We start from the raw sequence: 20,147 nt of genomic DNA on the forward strand, positions 1-20,147 counted from the left end.
CCTAACCCACCATCCTAAACACCCACGCTCCCGCCAACCCACCCAGAATCGGCCCGACGATCGGAATCCACGCGTAGCCCCAATCAGAGGTGCCTTTGCCGGCAATCGGCAGCAGCGCGTGGGCCAGCCGTGGGCTGAAGTCGCGCGCGGGGTTAATCGCATAGCCAGTCGTACCACCCAGGCTAAGACCAATGGCCCACACGACGAGTCCGATCAGTGGCGGTTCGAGGCCGCCGACAACGGTCAGGCCCGTCCCGGTGTTCGTCACTTTGCCTACGGAAGAGGCAATGAAGACCAGTGCAAACGTCCCGATGAACTCGCCGAGGACGTTCGACAGCGGACTGCGAATCGCGGGCCCCGTGCAGAAGACGGCCAGCTTAAGATCCTGTTCTTTGGTCACCGACCAATGCGGCAGGTAGTGCAGCCACACCAGCACCGCGCCCACAAACGCGCCAAGCAACTGTGCGGCGATGAGAGGCAATGTTTCGGCGACGGGCGTCTGCTTCAGCACGAGATCGGCAATGGGACCGACCGGGTTGAGTGCTCCCGGGCCACCGATTGCCTTCGAGACAAAGATGCCGCAGGTCACGGCAAAGGCCCAACCGGCGGTGATCACGATCCACCCCGCGTTGTGGGCTTTCGACCGATTCAGCAACACGCCGCCGACGACACCATCGCCCAGCAATATCAATGTCGCCGTTCCGGCAAACTCGCCGATGACGGCCGGAGAGATCGAGAGAGGCACAGCAGGCTCCTGAAAAGCAGATGAGTGTGAGCGGGCAACCATCGCCAGGTAGCCCGCGCGTGTCACAGCATACGATGCTTCGTCAGGTTCGTACAGCGCGCTCGCCGCTGCGTCGTTACTGTGGCCCGCAAGCCTTGGCCATGTTCTGCATCATCTCTTCGGGCGTCAGATCGTACTGGTGATGGGCGATCGACCAGCTATGGCCAAACGGGTCGGCGACAATGCCGTAACGATCGCCCCAAAAGGCATCGTTTATCGGCATCACCACGGTCGCACCGGCGGCCACTGCTTGGGCGAATAGCTTGTCGGCATCTTCGACCGAGAGATGAATCGTGACCGGCGTCCCCTTAAGCAACTTCGGCCCCAGGCAGCCCCACTCGGTGTTTTCGTCGACCAGAAAAACCTTCGAATCGCCAATCCGCACGCAGGCATGCATCAGGCGACCATTTGGCCCCGGCATCCGCATTTCTTCAACGGCACCAAAGGCCTTCTTGTAGAACTCAATCGCGTTGGCCGCTCCATCGACGACCAGGTGCGGCGTTACGGTGTGCATTCCGTCGGCAATTCGCTTAGTGGCTGCTTTGGGCATCGTTCAGACTCCTATCAGTGGCAGTAAATGACGGCAGCCGCTGCGAGCAGCCACCTGCTGGAATTGCAGAATAGTCGTTCGCCCGTCCGGCGAATCGACATCGGCCAAAAAATCTGCGTGCCTGCTGCTCGCTCGATTCTTCAACACCCCCCTTTTGCCGTCTCTGCTCCTAACTGGTTCAACTGCAATCGTTTCCGGCCCAACTGCTGCTGTCTCAATGTTCCTCTTTGTTGAAAAATCCAAAGCTCCATCGCACCTTGCCAATTGCCTGCCTCCGCTCGGAACTGCTCGCTTGTGGGGATTCTGCTCGTGAAGATCCCTCACCTTGCCGGACAACTCGAATCAACGATGAGTTCGTCCGTTTTTGGACAGCTGCCAGTTCTTGCCTTACGCCGCAAGCACCGCGGAAATGACGACTTGCAACAAGTCACCCGTTTTTGCCACCACTCCCTTTTGTCCAAGAACCGTTAAAGCCAACTCGCTGCTTCCCACAAAACCGGCTGCCTTGCTTTTCGGACGTAAGTCTTCAATCGCGTTGCCTCACCAGAAAAACTGTGTTCACAAACCGGCCCGGTTTGTAAACACGACCTGCAACATCTCTCGGCTTTGGCGCGCCTGCGTGTTCAAAAACCCCACCGGTTTGTGAACACCCGCCTGTTCCACACGTTTCGACTTACGTCGAATCGCAACGCCTTCGTGCAGAGTCGCCGCGCTTGCATCCCGCCAAGCCGCCCGATATAATCCCGACATTATCGCAATGTCGTTAGTTATTGTCAAGTGTTTATTATGGACCTCCTTGCACAACAACCCCTGAACAGAATCGCATTACCCTGGCCCCTTCCTCTCTAGCCTCTAGCCCCGCTCCTCGCCAGATTCAATTCCAACAGTCGAGCCAGCAGTTCGTCGTCGGTGAGCGTGACGGGCCATCCGCAATCGGCCAAGATCAACTCTGCGGGCACGACTCACCGCGATTCCGCAATTGGATTGAGGAAACCCGAAGCGTGAGCGAGGAGCGCGCTGTGGAAGTCTTGAACTGAACTCCCCGGGGGTTCGTTTACAAATCGTTCGTGCGATGTTCGAGGGCAGAAACGAATGGTCTGGCCACGACGACACTTCCGTGCGGCGAAGAGCACTCTCCTCGCTCACGCTTCGGGTTACCTGAACAGGCGAGCGTGACGCCCGTAGTCAAGTCGAACGAATTCCGCGGCCAGCTTGGTATGGCAACGACGAACTAGCATCCACCGCTGTTGTAAGGGGATGCTGTCGAAATTCAGCCTAACGAATCCCTCGCATTGCTTGAGGCGCACGTCGCGTTATTTCAGTTCCACCTTCAAATCGGTCGAGCCCGCGGGGGGAATTTCCAGCGACAGACCACTCGTGGTGGTGCTGCCGAACTTGGCGGGAATGGGCGATTTGAACCCGCCGGGCGGTTCCGGCGCGAGGACTCCCGGCTCGATCTCTTGCGCGCCGCTCACGGAAACCGTCAGCGTGTACTTGCCGGCCGGAGCGCCTTCCTTTTCGCCATACGACTTCAGCGCGAAGCGACCGTCGCTCCCGGTCTTGGCGGTGGCTGTGACTTTGCCTTCCGAATGCTGGAAGGAGACGTCCGCGTTGGCGATCGGACTTCCTTGGTACGTCACCGTTCCGGCTGCTGGCACCGTGGGGAGTTGTTCGGGGCCGGCAGGCCCGCCACCAGTGCAGCCCACCAGAGACAAAACCACACTCGAAAGGACAACGGCGAGGATTTGCAAAGACAATATTTTCGAAGACAAGAAAGAGACTCCAGAAGAAGTTGCGGAGATGGAGATTCTGAAAATCGCAGGCCAGGCGAGCCTGTTGGCAGGCTGTCTCGCTTGTCGCGCAATGATGCGTGGCGCGACAAGAAAGTGCGACCACTCAGCAAGCAGGCCGGCGAAGGCGATTCGCCGGCTTCAACACGACAGGACCGACGGAAGCAAACCTTAGTCGAGCTGCAGGCTCTCAGAGCCCGAGCGGCTGCCCAGAGCGCCGAAGACGCCGTAGGGGCTCAGGCCCGTGGGGTTCTTCCCGTCGGCGTTCAGGTCGCCGCAGTTGATGTTTTGCGTGATAAACCGTACCGAGCCGTCTCCCATCGCCGCATTCACGCCGCCCGGGTGATAGCTGCTGGGCGGATACAGGCCGTTCTGAGCATCGTGGGCGTTCCAAGCACAAGAGACCGAGTTCGGCGGAGCATTCGTGGTCAGACCATGAAAGCCCATGCCGCCATCGCCCCAGCGCACACCCGCCCAAGCGCCGGTCGTCGAGATCGCCCAGGTCTTGGTGGTGGTGTTGTACTGCGAGAGGCAGCCATTGGGCGTCAAGAACCATTCGCCCCCCTGGTGGGCCGTCAGCGTCGACTTCACGCTGCTGATTCCCTTACGCCGTTCAGAGACGGCAATCGTGTTGCTCAGTCCGTCCGTCACGTCGGCCAGGCGGAAGCCCTTGTCGGTGTTCGTGCGACCAAACATGCCACGGCTTTGATTGTCGGCGTTGTTCTGGCCGATCGAGTCGCCGCTGCACAGCATGTAGTTCGTTTTGCCGATGCCACCCGTCGTGGTGAACGCGTCGGAGGGACAAGTCCAACTCTTCACCGTGTTTTGCCAGGGAGTATAAGAGCCGTTCCACGGTTCCGGACCACCAGGGGCGTAGGTCGTGGCGCCAATCACCTGTTGAGTCATGACCAAATCGTGGAGCGGCTTCTGTTCCATGAAAGGGAGTAGGGTGATGAACCCGCTCTTGCGCCCTTGATAGCTGCTGGGGTACGCGGTGAAGCGACCCTCGCGGAACGGCAAGTAGCCATAAGTGTCGTGATGATTGTGGAGCGCGATGCCAAGTTGCTTGTGATGGTTGCTGCACTGGATGCGACGAGCCGCTTCGCGCGCGGCCTGCACCGCAGGAAGCAACAGGGCGACCAAGACGCCAATAATGGCAATGACAACCAACAGTTCGACCAGGGTGAACCCCCTGGCACGAACGCGATCTCGAAACATGAGGGGAGTCACGTTTGACCTCGTACAGTGAGAAATAAATGAAAAAAAACCAGAGTTTTTCGTCGGCGCGATGCGACAATTCGCAGTTTTCCAGTCCAGCTCGGAAGTGTCAAGAAAAATAATTAGAACACGAACCTTTTGCTGCCCTTCATAACACCCATAAGGGTGGACTATGGCTTACTAGATGCCTTTAGCCCGCCAATTTGTCGCACCCATGCATCCCAGCTGGCTGGTGGGGGAACGAAAAAGCTGCAACGAAAGTCGTATGCCAGCGTATCAATATCCCTCATAAGAAAGATTAGGGACCGAGATTCTTGCGCAGCGCCCGATAGCGCTCTGTGCAACATCGGCAGCAGGAAAGCGAGCGCAGACGGTGAATGAACCTGGCAAAAAGGGGATCACTCCACTTCACGTTCGCCTTTGTTCCGCTTGGTATGATTAGGCCCATACGCAGGATGACATCGCAGTCGATCTTTCCGCGAGGCACCCATGGCAACGACGAACGAGCAACAACCTTTGTTGTATGCAGATGCTGTCGAAACGATTCCCGCTGACGAGTCGGAAGATATTCGGCTGACGATTGCGGCGATGCAGCGGGTGCTGGAGCAGACGTTTCAAAAGAGTGGTCAACGGCGGCGCGATGTCCATTTGAAGTCGCACGGCTGCGCACTCGGGACGATGCAAGTGCTGCCGAACTTGCCAGCGGAACTGGCCCAGGGCATCTTTGCTCGCGAGCAGACTTTCGAGGCGGTGGTGCGGTTCTCGAATGCGGCCAGTTCGCCCCAGCCTGACTATGTGCCCGATGGTCGTGGTCTGGCCGTGAAGGTTTTGGACGTCGGAGGCGAATCGCTCACCGCGGAAAGTGGCACTGGCGCGCAAGCGAGCACCGCGACGCAAGACTTCGTCATGGTCAATCATCCGGTCTTCATTGCCCGCAATGTGAAGGACTACTTGCGCATTCAGCAGACCATCGCCGACACCGGCGACAACAAGCTGGCGACGCTCAAAGATGCGTTGACGGGTGGCGATTGGAACCCGCTGAATTGGCACTGGCGCGAAGCACTCACGGCTGCCCAAATCGCCAGCAAGTTGCCCGCCCATCCCGCCAGTTTGACTTACTTCAGCATGGCGCCGATCCGCTTTGGCGATTACGTCGCCAAGTATCGCGTGCGGCCCGCCTGCGAGATTGCTGGCTCCATTCTCGAACTCGTGAATCAACTCGGCCAGCAAGCCGATGCGTTTCGCTGGATGCTCGAAGAAACGCTGCGATCTCAGTACCTGCTGTTCGAATTTCAAATTCAGCTGCGAACCTCAGCCGAGAAGATGCCCATCGAAGATGCGATGGTGGAATGGCCGGAGAGCGAATCGCACTATCGCACGGTGGCGTTGCTATTATTGCCCCGTCAGGAAATCGCGACGGCTGAGCAACGCGCGACCTGCGATCAGCTGATGTTCGATGTGTGGCACGCAGTCGCGGCGCACCGACCACTAGGGGGCATCAACCGCCTGAGGCGCGAAGTCTATCCCATCTCTGCTGCCTGGCGACGCCAGACAGCGAGCGAACATCCGGCGAGCGAATCGCCCTAAGCGGTTTTTGGCTGGGCCAAAAACTACTTGGCCTTCTTCTTGCCGGTGAATTCTTCCAGCGTCAGCGAGCCGTCGCCGTCCTTGTCCTTCTTCTTGAAGGTCTCTTCGGCCTTCGTGGCTTTCTCGCCCTTGCGCTTGCCCAGGAATTCTTCCTTGGTCAGTTTGCCATCGCTGTTCGTATCGAGCTTCTTAAATTGCTCGGCTGGTTCAGCCTTCTTTTCTTGAGCCATGACAGGCGCGCAAAGACCAAACACCACCAACAGAGCCAGTAACTTCTTCATGCGAACGATCCTCAAAAGTGACAAGAAAGTTGCGAGTCGATCAGAACCCGTTACCAACAAGATGCACGAAACGGCGAATTATGCGCCGCCCAATCGATTTTCTGGAGTTTGCCCTCGCACTAATGGCAACGGCCCCACTTTGGCGGCACAATAGCGGCTCCCAGGCATCGATCATCACTTATTTACCGAAGGGCGGATATGAAGAATCGCACAAACCACTTGGCCACCATGCTGGTCGCATTTCTTCTCGGCTGGTCGTCGTCGACGATCGCTGCAGATGCCGTTCCACTGCCGGCCAAGGAGAAGTTTCATCTCTTCCTGCTTGTGGGGCAGTCAAACATGGCGGGTCGCGGCAAGGTCGAAGCCGAAGACAAGCAGCCCGCGCCTCGCGTGTTGATGCTCAACAAAGAGGGCGACTGGGTCCCCGCCGTCGATCCACTTCACTTCGACAAGTCGGCCGCTGGTGTCGGCCTCGGCAAGACTTTTGGCAAGTTGATTGCCGAAGCAAATCCGGACGTCACCATCGGCCTGATTCCCTGTGCCGTCGGCGGCTCGCCCATCGACTCGTGGAAGCCGGGAGTTCTCTACAAGCCAACCAACAGCCATCCCTGGGACGATGCCATCCGTCGTGCCAAGCTGGCGCAAGAGAAGGGCGTGCTCAAGGGTATGCTCTGGCACCAAGGCGAGTCCGATTGCTCCGCCAAGGCTGCTCCTGCCTATGCTGAAAAACTACAGTCGCTCGTGGCTGCCTTTCGTAAAGAGCTGAATGCTGACGTGCCGTTTCTCGTGGGTCAGCTTGGTCAGTTCGACGAGGTTCCTTGGGACGACAACCGCAAGCTGGTCGACCAGGCCCATCGCGAGCTTCCCAAGCACGTCACCAACAGCGCCTTCGTTCCCTCCGACGGCCTGAAGCACAAAGGGGACAAAGTCCACTTCGACTCCGCCGGCCTGCGCGAGTTCGGCAAGCGGTACGCCGAGGCCTACCTCAAGCTTGCCAAGTAAGCCGGCAACAAGCGGTACTCGGCGATGTCCCGGCGCTTCGACCAACTGCCGGCCCTGCCCCGCCGGGTTTCCCCTCCGCTGAACAGTCCTCCGCATCCCTCTCGGCATTCCATTTTTGATAACTTTTTGCGCGAAAAATCGAAACCAACGCCTCGCTCTAACCCGTTCTGCTCCAAACTATTGCGATCACAACCGACCCAAAATCACCCGTTTCCTGATAACCATTTGATAACCACTCCTGCCCCTGTTCACTCCGCAGCCTGAACAGGCCCTAAACAGGGGGTCCAGTCTTCGTGGCGGCAGACCTCCTGGTCTGCCTTCCCCCGGCCTCTCCATTCTCTTCTGACGTCGCGGCAATCCTCCCGAACTTGCCTCGCTGAACAGTCCCTGTTCAGCGCTTCTGACAGCCCGTCTTGATAACTTTTTGCGCGAAAAATCGCATCCGCTTCCTCGCCCTAACCAGTTCTGCTTCAAGCCATTGCAATCAGAACCTCCCCAAAATCACCCGTTTCCCGATAACCGTTTGATAACCACTCCTGCCCCCTGTGCGCTCCCTAGCCTGAACAGGCCCTAAACGGGTGGCTCAGACTGCCCCTCCTCGGTTAACCGAGCCGCTTGCGGCCGTTGAACTGGCAATCAAGTCAGTCCACACTTCTCCCGCGCAACCGCGTGGGTTAACCAAATACTGGGGCAGTAGGTCCAGGAACTCCGTACCTGACGACCTCGCTGAGTTGCAGTCAGGCGCGCGACGCTGGCCTTGCCCGACTCCGCCACTCGCTCCCATAAACCTTAAAATGTCCTTGACACTAAGTCAACAAATTGTAACAATAATTCGGTGTGACACCGTCCGGCCAAAGTGCCCGGACCGCTCAACTCCGCTACTGAAGATCCCGAACAGAACTTTCGAAGCAATTGAGTTCAGCCTCAATCACATCCCAAAATGAAGTCCCGCAAATGCTGAATGCGCCTCTTCCCTCGAAGTAGAAGTAGATTGGAAGCTCAACAAGAGGAGTGCCAGTTTCAAAAAACATAAACTGTTCCCCCTGTCTCATTGCAAATACAAAAGCATTGTTGGGAATGGGCAACTTGCCATCTTCCCAGTTTGCCACCATCTCCTTCGCACGACTTTGCAATTCGACGAGCTGTTTGACTCGAAAATCGACATCGTCCCAAAAAGCTCCCGCGCTGTGCCCCACGGCCTTCAAGAACGAGCGGTAGTCTTCCGGCAAGGCAACCCCAAGCGTGGTTTCCAGCGAAGCTATCTCTACCTCGAATGCGCCGCAAATGGGTTGATGTTTCGCCAACCCGGCGGCAACAATTCGGTCAACTAGCTTTCTCGAAGTGAGCATTGAACTCTTTCCAAACGCACTTTCTCTCGCTCGATGGTGCAGCAGCTTTTCGTAACTAAGTCCCCGCCAGGTGCCACTGGCTCGGCCAGTGCAGATTGGCCATCGCCGGGTTGCCTCCCAGCAGAAGAGAACCTCTTGCCTTTTTGCACAGGACAACCTCTTGGCAAAATGGCAAATCTCCAGCCGCCTTCGATCCAGCTACCCATTCGAGCCGGTCATTCACTGGCGAAGCCAGTGGCACCCGGCGCACGACCACGTCTCAAATCACAGGGACCGCGACGCCCGCCCGGTCCGCTCCAATGGCTGGTTATGTGCCGGCCGACTGCCGCCACACCGGTTTGGCCGCACACCGCAAATCGACGCCGCGCCACTTCAACAGAGCGTAGAGAGCGCGGTCAATTAGCAACCTATCCGCCCAGATTGCGATCGAGCCCACCAAGGTCTGACCGTCGAGCGGATCGGCATAGACGACGACCTGAATCCGCCAGTCTTTGTAAACATCTATCAACAGCGCCCGCAGCTCATCGAGGAATGCCTGTGAAAAGCTGTCGATCGACGCCTCCAGATGCCGCGTGTGATCCGGCCACCAGTCCCAGCCGATTTCCAGATGCTTCTCCACGTAGCTGGGCTCATACAAGCGATCCGCCACCGCCACGATTCGCTTGCGAAGCTCCTCGTCCCTCCGCACGTAATCCGCCTCTGCCTGTTCGCCTTTGAACTTCGCGATCCGCGCAGAGGCTTTGAACAGATCGTCAAAGACATCATCTTTCGCGGCTATCGTGACCTCGCGGACGTCATTCACAAGCGGCTCGCCTCCGGCAAATAACTTCTTATTCTACAGAATCGCCACGAGGCTTGATTCTTGATAACAGGAGTTTTATTCTGTCGAACGGGAAATAGATGTCAATCATTTCCTTCAGAATCTTCCAAGCTTGCGACGGAGCGGGAGGTGTTCGGTGGCCACAGAAACGACTCCAGTCAAGCCCGGCCCGAAGCTGTTGGAGCGAATGCGTCACAAGTTACGCGCCAAGCATTTGGCATTGAGCACCGAACGGAGTTACCTGCATTGGGCCGAGCGGCGGGTGGCATGGGTTCTACCCATGTCCTCCTTGGTCTTCTGAGGTAAGGATCCTCGCCAGCCGAGGCAAAACTCAACTCGATTTCACCAGCAACTGCAGTCCTGCGTTACCCCAGAACAGTTTGAGCTCCACCAAAACTGGCACTCGACGTCACACGAGAATTGCCAGCAGACATGGGTAAAACCCATGCCACCCAGAGATGGCGAATGACCACGCATGCCAACACCGCGCCAGGTGCCACTGGCTCGGCCAGTGCAGATTGGCTCTCGCTGGGTTGCCTCCCAGCGGAAGAGAACCTCTTGCCTCTTTGCACAGGGCAACGTCTTGGCAAAATGGCAAATCTCCAGCCGCCTTCGATCCAGCTACCCATTCGAGCCGGTCAGGCACTGGCGAAGCCAGTGGCACCCGGCGTTGTAACCCATGCTCATTCCGCAATCAAAAAATCATTCTCCAATTGCCAGTCGCCATTAGAAGTGTGAACCACCTCTAATTCTGGGCGCAGCTGCCGCAGGCGATCAACACACGTTGATGATACGAGGGACCCGGAGAGATCCACTCGTCTCAATCGAGTCGATGCAATCAGTTTCTCGATTATAGCATCTGACACCTGAGTTAACGACACATCAAAGGAATGCAGGATCGGCAATCTTAAGAGACAAAGTGCGACATTATCATCCATTTTAGTCCGCGAACAGTCAAGCTCCTCTATGCCAGAAAAAATACTTACAAGTTCCCTTGCGAAATCAACGTCAACTTGTTCTCGCGAAAGTGCAATCCTTCGCACATTTCTCCAGCCTCTCATCGATTCGACAGCTGAAGGCGGCAGTTCTTTTAAAAATATATATTGAGCTGACGTAGATCTTGGCATCATCGCGTTGCACGCTCCGCCTTTGCAGTCCACGATCACCGTCCTCAGCGAGCGCAACTCCTCAATTGCCCGAAAGTCGCTCATTGCTCCGCAGTCAATCCTGGCAAGTGCAGGATGAGCGGTGGGCAGCCCAATCCATGAGGGAAATTCAAGTGAAGATTGCTCATAGAGTTCGAGGCTGCATCCATTTTCCTTGAGCTCCCGCTCAGCTGACAGCAAGTCACGATGAAATCTCAGTCGCTCGCTGATACAAAAGGCTACAAGAGCTGCGACAACCATCAAGAGCAATAATGCGCGGATCGAGAATGTCATTTTTAGTCTACTTAACGGAGATTCGCGCTGGTGTATATTGGCCAGTGTGCTTTTTGTAGTGACAGCCCGTTTGCCGATTGCGCCTGTTTGACTCATCCTAGCTAAACCCCCAGCTATCCTGAGAATTCCATTGCGCAAATCTGTTTACTATAGTAATGTTGTCTAAGTGCCCTTGACTAATCCCCACAGGCCGCAACACTTGGTGCATAGGATCACTTGAGTAGGTTTGATCTCCGTTGGCGTCCGATATTGTGATGCTTTGTAAAATCAAGTGCGAGCCGAACCAAAATCCTGCGGCGGGTGGCATGGGTTGTACCCATGTTCTTCTTGGTCTTCTGAGGTAAGGATCCTTGCCAGCCAAGGCAAAACTCAACTCGATTTCACCAGCAACTGCAGCGCGGCGTTACCTCAGAACGGTTTGAGCTCCACCAAAACTGGCACGCGACGGTCCGCGAGAGTTGCCAGCAAACATGGGTAAAACCCATGCCACCCAGAGATGGCGAATGACCACGCATGCCACCCCGCCGCCGCAGTCAGGTGCAACTGATTGTTATCCCGCCTTTTCAATGCGTGCTTTTACCCATTCAACAAACGTGGCCGGATCCATGTTACCCGCAACACGGAACTCACAAGGCTCCTCGGAGTCCCAGTGAGCTTCGGGCGTCGGAAATTCGCCTTGTCTGTCTTCGCCCCAATACATCGTCGTCTCTTCGTAGTCATTGATCCTGAAAGCCGAACCTTTATTGCCTTCAAAGATGTACATCCCCGACACCTTGAATTCGTCGGCTATGCCCGGTTGACCAAAAGCACGAACGAGCGAGCGAGGGCTGACATGCAACATGGTCCCGAACCCATTCAAATCCTTCGTGGTGTCGGAGACAAGATCAAATGTACTGCTGTCGTCAGCGGGCGCAACGACCGGCTCTTGTTTCTTACGAAAACCGGGTTTGCCCCTGAAAAACTCATGTTTGCTCACCCAGACGATCTGGCCGAAAACATCGTACTCTTCACCGTCAAGTTGAAAAGAGCCAATGGTGTTGATTCGACCTTCCGTTTGACTGCTGAACGTGAGCTTCAGATTCGTTGCATCTGCGGGCATGTTGTTCACAAACGCCGTGGAAGCGAACTGCATGAAGTCGGCAAAACTTGGCGGAGTAGTTTTGCGCCAACATGACTTGTAGGATTCGACGTCAATCAACGCTTCAAGTTGTTCTTTGACGGTCATGTCTTTAGCGGGATAACTTCTTATTCTACAGAATCGCCACGAGGCTTGATTCTTGATAACAGGAGTTTTATTCTGTCGAACGGGAAATAGAAGTCAATCATTTCCTTCAGAATCTTCCAAGCTTGCGACGGAGCGGGAGGTGTTCGGTGGCTACAGAAACGACTCCAGTCAAGCCCGGCCCGAAGCTCTTGGAGCGAATGCGTGACAAGTTGCGTGCCAAGCATTTGGCATTGAGCACCGAACGGAGTTACCTGCATTGGGCCGAGCGGTTCATACGCCAGGTGCCACTGGCTCGGCCAGTGCAGATTGGCCATCGCCGGGTTGCCTCCCAGCAGAAGTGAACCTCTTGCCTTTTTGCACAGGGCAACATCTTGGCAAAATGGCAAATCTCCAGCCGCCTTCGATCCCACTACCCATTCGAGCCGGTCAGGCACTGGCGAAGCCAGTGGCAACCGGCGCCCCTGTCGATAGGGAAGGCCATAGAGAGGTTAGGCCGACTTCCTTTGCAACCACTCCTGATACTGTCTCCAATCATCGTCAATCGCCGCTTGCTGCACGGTTTCTGAAACATCGCCAAATTCAATCTCGCGCATGTATCTCGGATATTCCGCCTCCGCAAGGACATCTCGGTAGTCTTGGATCGCGGTCTGCGTTTCGTCCAGAAGTCGAGCAAGATCACCGTTTACGAGCTTGAGGATGGCGAGTCGCACGCGCGGGTTGGGGCGATTCCAATCCTGCTTTCCGAACTCTTCGAGAATCGAAAGCGCCAGTGCAGCCTGAGCATCGCCAAAGTCGCGGAGCGCGATCCTCTTTACGTCTTCGTAAGTCACATCTGGGATGGGTTGTTCCGCCATAAGCGTGTCGGCCTAACGACCAAGTTCACCTGCTGCGGCGGCGGTGAGACGTTGAACTCTGAAAAAGCCGTAATGCCGCCGCAGTCAGGTGCAACGGCTGGTTATGGCCGGCCGGTTGCCGTCGAACTCCACATGGAAGCCTACCGGTAGAAGCCAATACGGAGCGAATCGCGCGTCATGAATCGTCAGCTCGTACAGCGACTGAAAATGCAAGTTCGCGGGTTCATTCACATCCAAGGGATCGTCGGCGACTCCAACGAACCAACCCGATTTGTTGCCTTCAAGCTGATCGAGTCGCTCCATGAATGCACGCGGCGACCCCGGCATGTAAGACCTGCTGATGAGCGCCGCATGCCACAGCGCACAGCGCTCCGGCTCAACCCGCTGTTTGGCCAACACAGCCGACTGTTCCGCGTCGATACGTTCCACTGGCCCGAAATCTCGAGTGAACGACGCCATGGCCAGGAAATCAAGTGTCTCCAAGTCCAATTGGCCGTTCTCGACGATGGCCTGAAAGATGAACCAGCCGTACTCGACTGACTCGCCGTGCTTAACGGTGCGCGTGGAGAGGAAGTCGAGGACATTCGATCGTAGAGCACTTGAGGCCATAACTACTTATAATCTTGCGCGGCGGTCATGTTAACCTAAGCCGCGATCAAGGGATCGAATCCGATCTATCTGAAGTAGGTTAAGTGGGTTACGCTCCGAATGTCAACTGATAAGCAAACCAGCAATTCTTGCGCAGCGTGAGTCCAACTAAAAGGCTGCTGCTGAGGTTGGGGAAAAGTTCCGGACCGGTTGCTTACGGGGTGCGAGAACAACCGGATTGAGAGCGTGAGGAAAATGACCGAGCAAATTGGGGCTAAGCGATCGATTGGTCAGCAAGTGCAACGGCGGGCCGTGGGGCCAAGACGAGCCGCATGAACACTTTGTCCAGGCCCGGCTGATACCCGTCGACGATCACCCGAAACGCCTCGAAGTCGAACCGGGCGAAAAACGGAGCGGTGTGCTGACTCGTGTCGATCAAAACGCACCACGCATGGGTAATCTGCCGAATTTGCTCGAGCCGCCACTGGAGCAGGCTCGCCCCTACTCCCCGTCGGTGCCAGTTCGCGCGGACCATGCCCCATTCCAGGTAACCCACCCCATAGTCATCGACACGAAACCCACCGCACCCGCGGACCTCCCCCGCGATCTCAGCGACGAAGAAAGGCTGATCCCGCCGCCGCAGGTAGGCCGCGAAGAGATCTCGCTCAGGCGCGGTGAAATACTTCGGCCGGTTGCTGTCGAAGATTTCCAAGCAGGCCGACTCGTCGTCTTGTCGGTACTCACGAATGTCTCCCAAGAGCGACCTCCGCTGCTGAACGGATCAATGTTCAATGGCCAACACCGCGCCGACAAACTCCGACTTTACCAAAACGCTCAACGCCAAGTGCCGCTGGCTCGGCTGGCGAAGCCACTGGCATAGCGCAAGATCTGTTCGCGACCTACTTCCCCGCGACGTCGTAACAGAAGATCAACTCCTGATCGCGCAAAAACAGTTTGCTGTTGGCAACGACCGGCGGCGTCCAGATTTTGCCGCTCGGTTTGCGCAGCTTCGATTGCTCGGGAATGCGGAACGTCGCGACGATGTTAGGAGCCGTCGGATTGGCCTCGACGACCGCCAGGGTGCCATCACCTTCGGCGTACGTAAAAAGTTGGCCATCGGCATAAGTGACGGAACCAGCCCGCAGCTTCGCGCGCTCGGTCCAGGCGATTTCGCCCGATTCGAGTGACTGGCACAGCCAGCCGCGGCCACCAGCGCCATAGATGTGTTCGCCGACGAGCACCACATTGCCGTGATGATTGGCCAGGTTGCGGTTCGTGTACACTTCCTCCGCAGCGAACTTGCCGTCGCTCGGTTTGATCCGCAGCAACGTACAACCATGCGCGCCACCGACGGTCACATAGACAAGCGAGCCGCGCACGATGGGACTATTGACGACTTCGGTCCCGTACTTGGTTTCCCACATCCACAACAGCGAGCCATCTTGAGCACTCACCCCAAACACGCCCTGATTCGTGAGCACCACATATTGTCGCTGGCCGTTCACTTCGGCAAGCATCGGCGACGCATACGCTGCCTGCTGAGTGACTTCTTTGCTGCGCCATAGCACTTCGCCGGTCTTTTTATTCAAAGCAGCGACGGTTCCTTGTGGTCCGCCAGGCAGACAGACCAGTTGATCCCCGTCGACGAGCGGCGACCAGGTGAATCCCCAGCCCAGCTTCTTGGGGCCACCACCAATGGGATTCACTTCGGCGGCCAGATCGGCGGGGAGATTCTTTTTCCAAACCACTTTGCCATCTGCTTTGCCGACACAGACCAGGTCGCCATTGCCACCCAGCGCGAAGATCAAGTCGCCATCGACCGTGGGTGTGGCACTGGGCCCCGCGCTCCAGTTGTTCCCTTTGAAGTCGAACAGCGGACCAATTTCGGTGGCCCACGCTTCTCTCACGTTGCCATCGACAAAGCTGCTGGTATCGAGCGCAATCAGGTACTCTTTGCCGTCACGGGCACCCATCGTGTAGAGCCTGTCGCCAACGATCGCTGGTCCCGAGTAGCCAATGCCCGCATTGCGGTAAGTCCACAGGAGCTTGGGGCCTTCCTTCGGCCAGTCTTTCAACAGTCCTTTTTCTGCCGAGACGTCGTCACGGTTCGGCCCGCGATACTGCGGCCAATCGTCGGCAACCGCCACCAGTGGGAGCGCGCAGCAAAGGGCGAGAGTGAGCGAAGAGGCGTTCATGCGTACCTCGGGGGAAGTCGTGTGGGAGGGAGGAACAACGACGGCGGGTTTGACGAGCAGTAGACTACACCTCGCCTCCAGCAATTGCCATCGTTACGTTTCGCTTGATTTGCCGCCCCCTGATTTGACGCCCGCAACGGGGGTGGGTATCGTGACAGGTTCCTACCGGGTGGGTTGTGCTGGGCGATCGGCACGTAGCGAAGCAAGGGCGAAAGTTGCTTCCACCACCTTGCCAGTTGAATGATGGCTGGTTGTCGTTTGTCGACGGTCCTGCTGACCGCTGTTTCACTTTGGAGTTTCGTTATGTCTTGGTTGGTAAAGCCTCTCTCTCTGTTGCTGCTCGTCGCACTTGCCTGCGCGACCCCAGCACTCGCTGCCGACGATGGTTTTGTCTCGCTCTTTGATGGCAAGTCGCTCGAAGGTTGGGACGGCAATCCCGATTTGTGGAGCGTACAGGACGGTGTCATCACCGGCCAAACGACCAAAGAAAAGCCGACCAAGGGGAACACCTTTCTGGTCTATCGCAAGGGCGATGTCGGCGATTTTGAATTGCGGCTGCAGTTCAAAATCGTGGGTGGCAATAGCGGCGTGCAATATCGCAGCGAAGAAGTCAGCAAGCACGTCATCAAGGGCTATCAAGCCGACTTCGATGCCGCTGGCGGTTGGGCTGGCACGTTGTACGAAGAAAAAGGTCGCGGCGTGCTCGCCAAGCGGGGCAGCAAGGTTGTCGTGAAGGCGGATGGCAAGAAAGAAGTTGCAGGCAAGACTGCCGAAGAGAAAGAGATTGTCGACAAGCTGAAGAAAGAAGACTGGAACGACTACACCATCATCGCCAAGGGGAATCACCTCATTCACAAGTTGAATGGCGTCGTCACCGTCGACCTGATCGATGAGCAAGAATCGGCTCGCAAGATGAGCGGCCTGCTAGCTCTGCAACTGCATGCTGGTCCGCCAATGACCGTGCAGTTCCGCAATCTCGAAATCAAACAACAGCCGCCTGCGGAGAAGAAGTCGGTGGACCAAAAGTCCGGCGGCGGCGGTGCGGACGAAGCCAAGCAGGCCGACGGCAAGGCTCCGAAAAAGATCATCTTCCTGGCAGGTGGTCCCAGCCATAACTATGGCGCGCACGATCACCTGGCCGGCTGCAAGTTGCTGGCTGCCCAACTCGAGAAGAGCATGGGCTACAAGACCGAGGTTTACTACAAGAACTGGCCAGCGGAACTCTCGGCCTACGACGGCGCTGACGCCGTCGTGATGTACAGCGATGGTGGCGGCGGCCATCCTGTGAAGAAGATCATGGAGACGATGGAAAAGGTCGCTAAGCGCGGCACCGGCATCGTTTGCATTCACTACGCCGTCGAAATCCCCAAGGGGAAAGAAGGTGGCGACAATTTCCTGGATTGGACCGGCGGCTATTTCGAAGCCAACTGGTCGGTGAATCCTCACTGGGTCGGCAAGTTCGAAAAGTTTCCTGACCATCCCATCAGCCGGGGCGTGCAACCGTTCGCAGCCGACGATGAATGGTACTACCACATGCGATTTCGGCCGGACATGAAGAATGTCACGCCGATCCTCTCGGCACTGCCGCCCAAAGAAACCCTGTCGCGCGGCGATGGCCCTCACAGCGGCAATCCCGACGTGCGGCGCGATGTGCTGGAGAAGAAAGAAATCCAGCATGTGGCTTGGGCCGGCGAGCGTGAGGGTGGTGGCCGCGGCTTCGGCTTCACCGGTGGTCACAACCACTGGAACTGGGGTGACGATAACTTCCGCAAGGTCGTGCTGAATGCCATCGTTTGGAGCGCTCACGGCGAAGTGCCTAAGAATGGCGTCACCGGCGAAGAGGTCAGTTTTGAACAGCTGACGGAAAACCAGGACGAAACTCGTCCGGCCAATTTGAACAGCAAGCAAATCATCGAGAAGTTCAAACTGAAGAGCACCGGCAAGGAATTGCCTCCGGCAACTCCCGCGGCTGCGGCGGCACCGAAGACCGGCGCAGTGCCGGAATCGAAGAGCCGCGTAAAGCCGCTGTTCGAAAGCAAGATCGTTTCGGCCGCGACCCCCGGTCATGCGATCGAAATCGACGTTGACCTGAAGGGTGCCAAAAAAGTTTACCTCGTCGCTGGTGACGGCGGCGACGGTTTTGGTTGCGACTGGGTCGCTTATGCCGAACCTCGCCTGGTCGGTGCCAAGGGGGAACTCAAGCTGACCGACCTCAAGCCGACTGTCGCTTCCAGCGGTCACGGCACCGTGCAGATGAACAAGAATAGCTCGGGCGGTGCGCTGAAGATCAATGGCCAGTCGGTTGAGTACGGTATTGGTGCGCACGCCATTTCGGTCATCGGTTTTGATGTTCCCGAAGGTTACACGCGGCTGAAGACTCGCGCCGGTCTCGACGACGGCGGCATCAAGCAAGGCTGCGGTTCAACCGTCGACTTTGCCGTTTACGATCAGGCCCCCGGCGACATCAAGCCCTCGGCTCCCGGCGCTGCCGGGGCGACCGCTGCCAATCGCGAACCCGCCGAAGCAGTCAACGGCCTCGATGTGGCGGAAGGTCTCGAAGCGAAGCTCTTTTCGAGCGAACCCCAGATCTCGAACGTCACCAACATCGATATCGATCACCTTGGCCGCGTGTGGGTGGCCGAAGTGAAGAACTATCGCAAGTGGAACAACAGCCGACCTGAAGGGGACCGGATTCTCGTTCTGGAGGACACCAACGAAGATGGTGTCGCTGATAAGCAGACCGTGTTCTATCAAGGTCGCGATATCGATTCGATTCACGGCCTGTGCGTGCTGGGCAATCGCGTGATTGTCTCAGCTGGCGACAAGGTGATGAATTTTTATGACGACAACGATGACCTGAAGAGTGACCGCAAAGACGTGATGTTCAGCGGCATTGCTGGTACCCAGCACGATCACGGCATTCATGCGTTCATTTTTGGCCCCGACGGCAAGCTGTACTTCAATTTCGGCAATAGCGGCAAGCAGTTGAAGGACAAAGATGGCAAGGTCATTGTCGATGCTGCCGGCAATCCGGTGACCGATGCTCGCAAGCCTTATCAAGAAGGCATGGTCTTCCGCTGCGATCTGGATGGCAGCAATCTCGAAACGCTCGGCTGGAATTTTCGCAATAACTGGGAAGTGACCATCGACTCGCTGGGCACGATCTGGCAGAGCGATAACGACGACGACGGCAACAAGGGCGTGCGCATCAATTTTGTGATGGAGTACGGCAATTACGGTTACAAAGACGAACTGTCCGGCGCGGGCTGGCAAGCCAAGCGGGAGAATATCGAGGCCGAGATTCCTCGCCGTCACTGGCACCTCAACGATCCTGGTGTTGTGCCCAACCTGATCCTCACTGGCGCCGGTTCGCCCACGGGCATCTGCGTTTATGAAGGCAACCTGCTGCCCAAGGTGTTTCACAACCAGGTGATTCACTGCGACGCTGGCCCGAATGTGTGCCGCGCCTATGTCGCCAGCAAAGATGCTTCCGGCTACACCGCCGAAATGGTCAACGTGCTGTTTGGCAAGCGCGACAATTGGTTCCGCCCATCGGACGTCTGTGTTGCTCCCGATGGCTCGCTGTTCGTTGCCGACTGGTACGATCCGGGCGTGGGTGGTCACAACCAACAAGACGTCGATCGCGGTCGCATCTTCCGCCTGGCTCCTGCCGGCACGAAGTACAAGACGCCGAAGTACGACTTCAAGACGCCGATTGGCCAACTCGAAGCGCTGGCCAGCCCGGCGCTCAGCGTGCGCTATCTCGCTTTTCAAGCGATCCAGAAAAGCGGCGAAGCTGCTGCTCCGGCGCTGATCAAGTTCGCGCAAGACAACGCCAAGGACAATCCTCGCCTGCAAGCACGGGCGCTGTGGGCCCTGGGCAAGTTGCCGAACCAAGGTGCCACGGCCGTGAAGGAAGCTCTCAAGAGTGGCAATCCCGATATCCGCATCGTCGGCATTCGCCTGGCGCGTGAACTGGGCCAAGATCTCGGCAGTGTCGCCGCCTTGGCGAAAGACTCGGCTCCTGAAGTTCGCCGCGAACTGGCCATCTCGACTCGTCACAGCAAGAGCCCCGAAGCAGCCGCCATCTGGGCCGAACTCGCCGCCCAGCACGACGGCAAGGATCGCTGGTATCTCGAAGCGCTCGGCATTGGTGCCGACAAGCAATGGGATGCCTATCTCGATGCGTACCTGAAGAAAGTCGACGGCAAGTGGGACACCGCTGCCGGTCGAGACATTGTTTGGCGCAGCCGGGCGAAGCAAACTCCGGCCCTCCTCGCCAAGATCATCACCGCCGACTCCACCAAAGAAGAAGAGCAGCCTCGCTACCTGCGAGCGCTCGACTTCCTCTCCGGTCCCGAGAAAGAAGCGGCCCTCAAGGCCATTCTGGAATAGTCCCGGGCTGATGAGTTAAGATTGAAGTGCCCCTGGTGAATCCGTATGGATTGACCAGGGGCACGTTTGT

Annotated in this window: 17 protein-coding genes; 4 read left to right on the forward strand and 13 right to left on the reverse strand. The window is 57.2% G+C overall.

From position 1 onward, the window contains the following. Window position 1 precedes the first annotated feature (1 nt). The 4 genes from NA78x_RS20015 to NA78x_RS20030 all read right to left on the reverse strand — a co-directional run bounded on the left by NA78x_RS20015 (window position 2) and on the right by NA78x_RS20030 (window position 4,354). Window positions 2-745 carry an MIP/aquaporin family protein gene (locus NA78x_RS20015; RefSeq protein ID WP_425614145.1) on the reverse strand — a complete coding sequence of 248 codons (744 nt, stop codon included), beginning with the start codon at window positions 743-745 and terminating at the stop codon, window positions 2-4. Between the two features lie 115 nt (window positions 746-860). Then, a complete protein-coding gene (locus tag NA78x_RS20020; protein ID WP_425614146.1) occupies window positions 861-1,334 on the reverse strand; it encodes a VOC family protein in 474 nt (157 codons plus the stop codon). 1,313 nt (window positions 1,335-2,647) lie between these two features. Beyond that, window positions 2,648-3,106 (reverse strand): carboxypeptidase-like regulatory domain-containing protein, encoded by a 459-nt coding sequence (locus NA78x_RS20025; RefSeq protein WP_425614147.1) that lies wholly within the window; start codon window positions 3,104-3,106, stop codon window positions 2,648-2,650. A gap of 189 nt (window positions 3,107-3,295) precedes the next feature. Beyond that, on the reverse strand, window positions 3,296-4,354 hold the full coding sequence (locus tag NA78x_RS20030) for a DUF1559 domain-containing protein (protein WP_425614148.1): 1,059 nt from the start codon (window positions 4,352-4,354) through the stop codon (window positions 3,296-3,298). A 477-nt stretch (window positions 4,355-4,831) separates the two neighbouring features. On the opposite strand from NA78x_RS20030, the gene NA78x_RS20035 reads away from it, so the two are divergent. Beyond that, the gene (locus NA78x_RS20035) at window positions 4,832-5,929 is read left to right on the forward strand and encodes a catalase family protein (protein ID WP_425614149.1); all 1,098 of its coding nucleotides are present in this window, start codon (window positions 4,832-4,834) and stop codon (window positions 5,927-5,929) included. Window positions 5,930-5,952: 23 nt separating this feature from the next. Here the strand turns inward: NA78x_RS20035 and NA78x_RS20040 are convergent, their stop codons facing one another. Then, window positions 5,953-6,210, reverse strand: coding sequence for an EF-hand domain-containing protein (locus tag NA78x_RS20040; protein ID WP_425614150.1), 258 nt, complete (start codon window positions 6,208-6,210; stop codon window positions 5,953-5,955). Window positions 6,211-6,408: 198 nt separating this feature from the next. Between NA78x_RS20040 and NA78x_RS20045 the strand changes: the two genes are divergently transcribed. After that, complete coding sequence (locus NA78x_RS20045) at window positions 6,409-7,212, forward strand: sialate O-acetylesterase (RefSeq protein WP_425614151.1); 804 nt, start codon at window positions 6,409-6,411, stop codon at window positions 7,210-7,212. An 878-nt stretch (window positions 7,213-8,090) separates the two neighbouring features. Here the strand turns inward: NA78x_RS20045 and NA78x_RS20050 are convergent. From NA78x_RS20050 to NA78x_RS20065, 4 genes are all read right to left on the reverse strand, one after another. Continuing rightward, a complete protein-coding gene (locus tag NA78x_RS20050; protein ID WP_425614152.1) occupies window positions 8,091-8,561 on the reverse strand; it encodes an SMI1/KNR4 family protein in 471 nt (156 codons plus the stop codon). A gap of 307 nt (window positions 8,562-8,868) precedes the next feature. After that, window positions 8,869-9,363 (reverse strand): hypothetical protein, encoded by a 495-nt coding sequence (locus NA78x_RS20055; protein ID WP_425614153.1) that lies wholly within the window; start codon window positions 9,361-9,363, stop codon window positions 8,869-8,871. Window positions 9,364-10,064: 701 nt separating this feature from the next. Beyond that, entirely contained in the window at window positions 10,065-10,916 is an 852-nt protein-coding gene (locus NA78x_RS20060; protein ID WP_425614154.1) for a hypothetical protein, read from the reverse strand. A 454-nt stretch (window positions 10,917-11,370) separates the two neighbouring features. After that, window positions 11,371-12,045: a hypothetical protein gene (locus tag NA78x_RS20065; RefSeq protein ID WP_425614155.1), complete on the reverse strand. Its 675-nt coding sequence runs from the start codon at window positions 12,043-12,045 to the stop codon at window positions 11,371-11,373. 146 nt (window positions 12,046-12,191) lie between these two features. On the opposite strand from NA78x_RS20065, the gene NA78x_RS20070 reads away from it, so the two are divergent. Continuing rightward, entirely contained in the window at window positions 12,192-12,386 is a 195-nt protein-coding gene (locus tag NA78x_RS20070; protein WP_425614156.1) for a phage integrase N-terminal SAM-like domain-containing protein, read from the forward strand. Window positions 12,387-12,533: 147 nt separating this feature from the next. Here the strand turns inward: NA78x_RS20070 and NA78x_RS20075 are convergent, their stop codons facing one another. The 4 genes from NA78x_RS20075 to NA78x_RS20090 form a co-directional block, all read right to left on the reverse strand. Beyond that, entirely contained in the window at window positions 12,534-12,899 is a 366-nt protein-coding gene (locus NA78x_RS20075) for a hypothetical protein (RefSeq protein WP_425614157.1), read from the reverse strand. A gap of 84 nt (window positions 12,900-12,983) precedes the next feature. After that, window positions 12,984-13,508: a hypothetical protein gene (locus NA78x_RS20080; RefSeq protein ID WP_425614158.1), complete on the reverse strand. Its 525-nt coding sequence runs from the start codon at window positions 13,506-13,508 to the stop codon at window positions 12,984-12,986. A 253-nt stretch (window positions 13,509-13,761) separates the two neighbouring features. Beyond that, on the reverse strand, window positions 13,762-14,199 hold the full coding sequence (locus tag NA78x_RS20085) for a GNAT family N-acetyltransferase (protein ID WP_425614159.1): 438 nt from the start codon (window positions 14,197-14,199) through the stop codon (window positions 13,762-13,764). Between the two features lie 187 nt (window positions 14,200-14,386). Continuing rightward, window positions 14,387-15,682: a PQQ-binding-like beta-propeller repeat protein gene (locus NA78x_RS20090; RefSeq protein WP_425614160.1), complete on the reverse strand. Its 1,296-nt coding sequence runs from the start codon at window positions 15,680-15,682 to the stop codon at window positions 14,387-14,389. Between the two features lie 303 nt (window positions 15,683-15,985). Here NA78x_RS20090 and NA78x_RS20095 point away from each other — a divergent pair, with 303 nt between their 5' ends. Then, the gene (locus NA78x_RS20095) at window positions 15,986-20,077 is read left to right on the forward strand and encodes a PVC-type heme-binding CxxCH protein (protein WP_425614161.1); all 4,092 of its coding nucleotides are present in this window, start codon (window positions 15,986-15,988) and stop codon (window positions 20,075-20,077) included. The last annotated feature ends 70 nt before the right edge of the window (window positions 20,078-20,147 follow it).

The sequence above is a fragment of the Anatilimnocola aquadivae genome (assembly GCF_049819085.1).
Taxonomy (GTDB): Bacteria; Planctomycetota; Planctomycetia; order Pirellulales; family Pirellulaceae; genus Anatilimnocola.

Bases quoted from the DNA above. Each gene is read 5' to 3' on its own strand.
- NA78x_RS20080 (WP_425614158.1), bottom strand. From the start codon at position 13,508: ATGGCCTCAAGTGCTCTACGATCGAATGTCCTCGACTTCCTCTCCACG.
- NA78x_RS20075 (WP_425614157.1), bottom strand. From the start codon at position 12,899: ATGGCGGAACAACCCATCCCAGATGTGACTTACGAAGACGTAAAGAGG.
- NA78x_RS20060 (WP_425614154.1), bottom strand. From the start codon at position 10,916: ATGAGTCAAACAGGCGCAATCGGCAAACGGGCTGTCACTACAAAAAGC.
- NA78x_RS20035 (WP_425614149.1), top strand. From the start codon at position 4,832: ATGGCAACGACGAACGAGCAACAACCTTTGTTGTATGCAGATGCTGTC.
- NA78x_RS20040 (WP_425614150.1), bottom strand. From the start codon at position 6,210: ATGAAGAAGTTACTGGCTCTGTTGGTGGTGTTTGGTCTTTGCGCGCCT.
- NA78x_RS20065 (WP_425614155.1), bottom strand. From the start codon at position 12,045: ATGACCGTCAAAGAACAACTTGAAGCGTTGATTGACGTCGAATCCTAC.
- NA78x_RS20095 (WP_425614161.1), top strand. From the start codon at position 15,986: ATGTCTTGGTTGGTAAAGCCTCTCTCTCTGTTGCTGCTCGTCGCACTT.
- NA78x_RS20050 (WP_425614152.1), bottom strand. From the start codon at position 8,561: ATGCTCACTTCGAGAAAGCTAGTTGACCGAATTGTTGCCGCCGGGTTG.
- NA78x_RS20045 (WP_425614151.1), top strand. From the start codon at position 6,409: ATGAAGAATCGCACAAACCACTTGGCCACCATGCTGGTCGCATTTCTT.
- NA78x_RS20090 (WP_425614160.1), bottom strand. From the start codon at position 15,682: ATGAACGCCTCTTCGCTCACTCTCGCCCTTTGCTGCGCGCTCCCACTG.
- NA78x_RS20020 (WP_425614146.1), bottom strand. From the start codon at position 1,334: ATGCCCAAAGCAGCCACTAAGCGAATTGCCGACGGAATGCACACCGTA.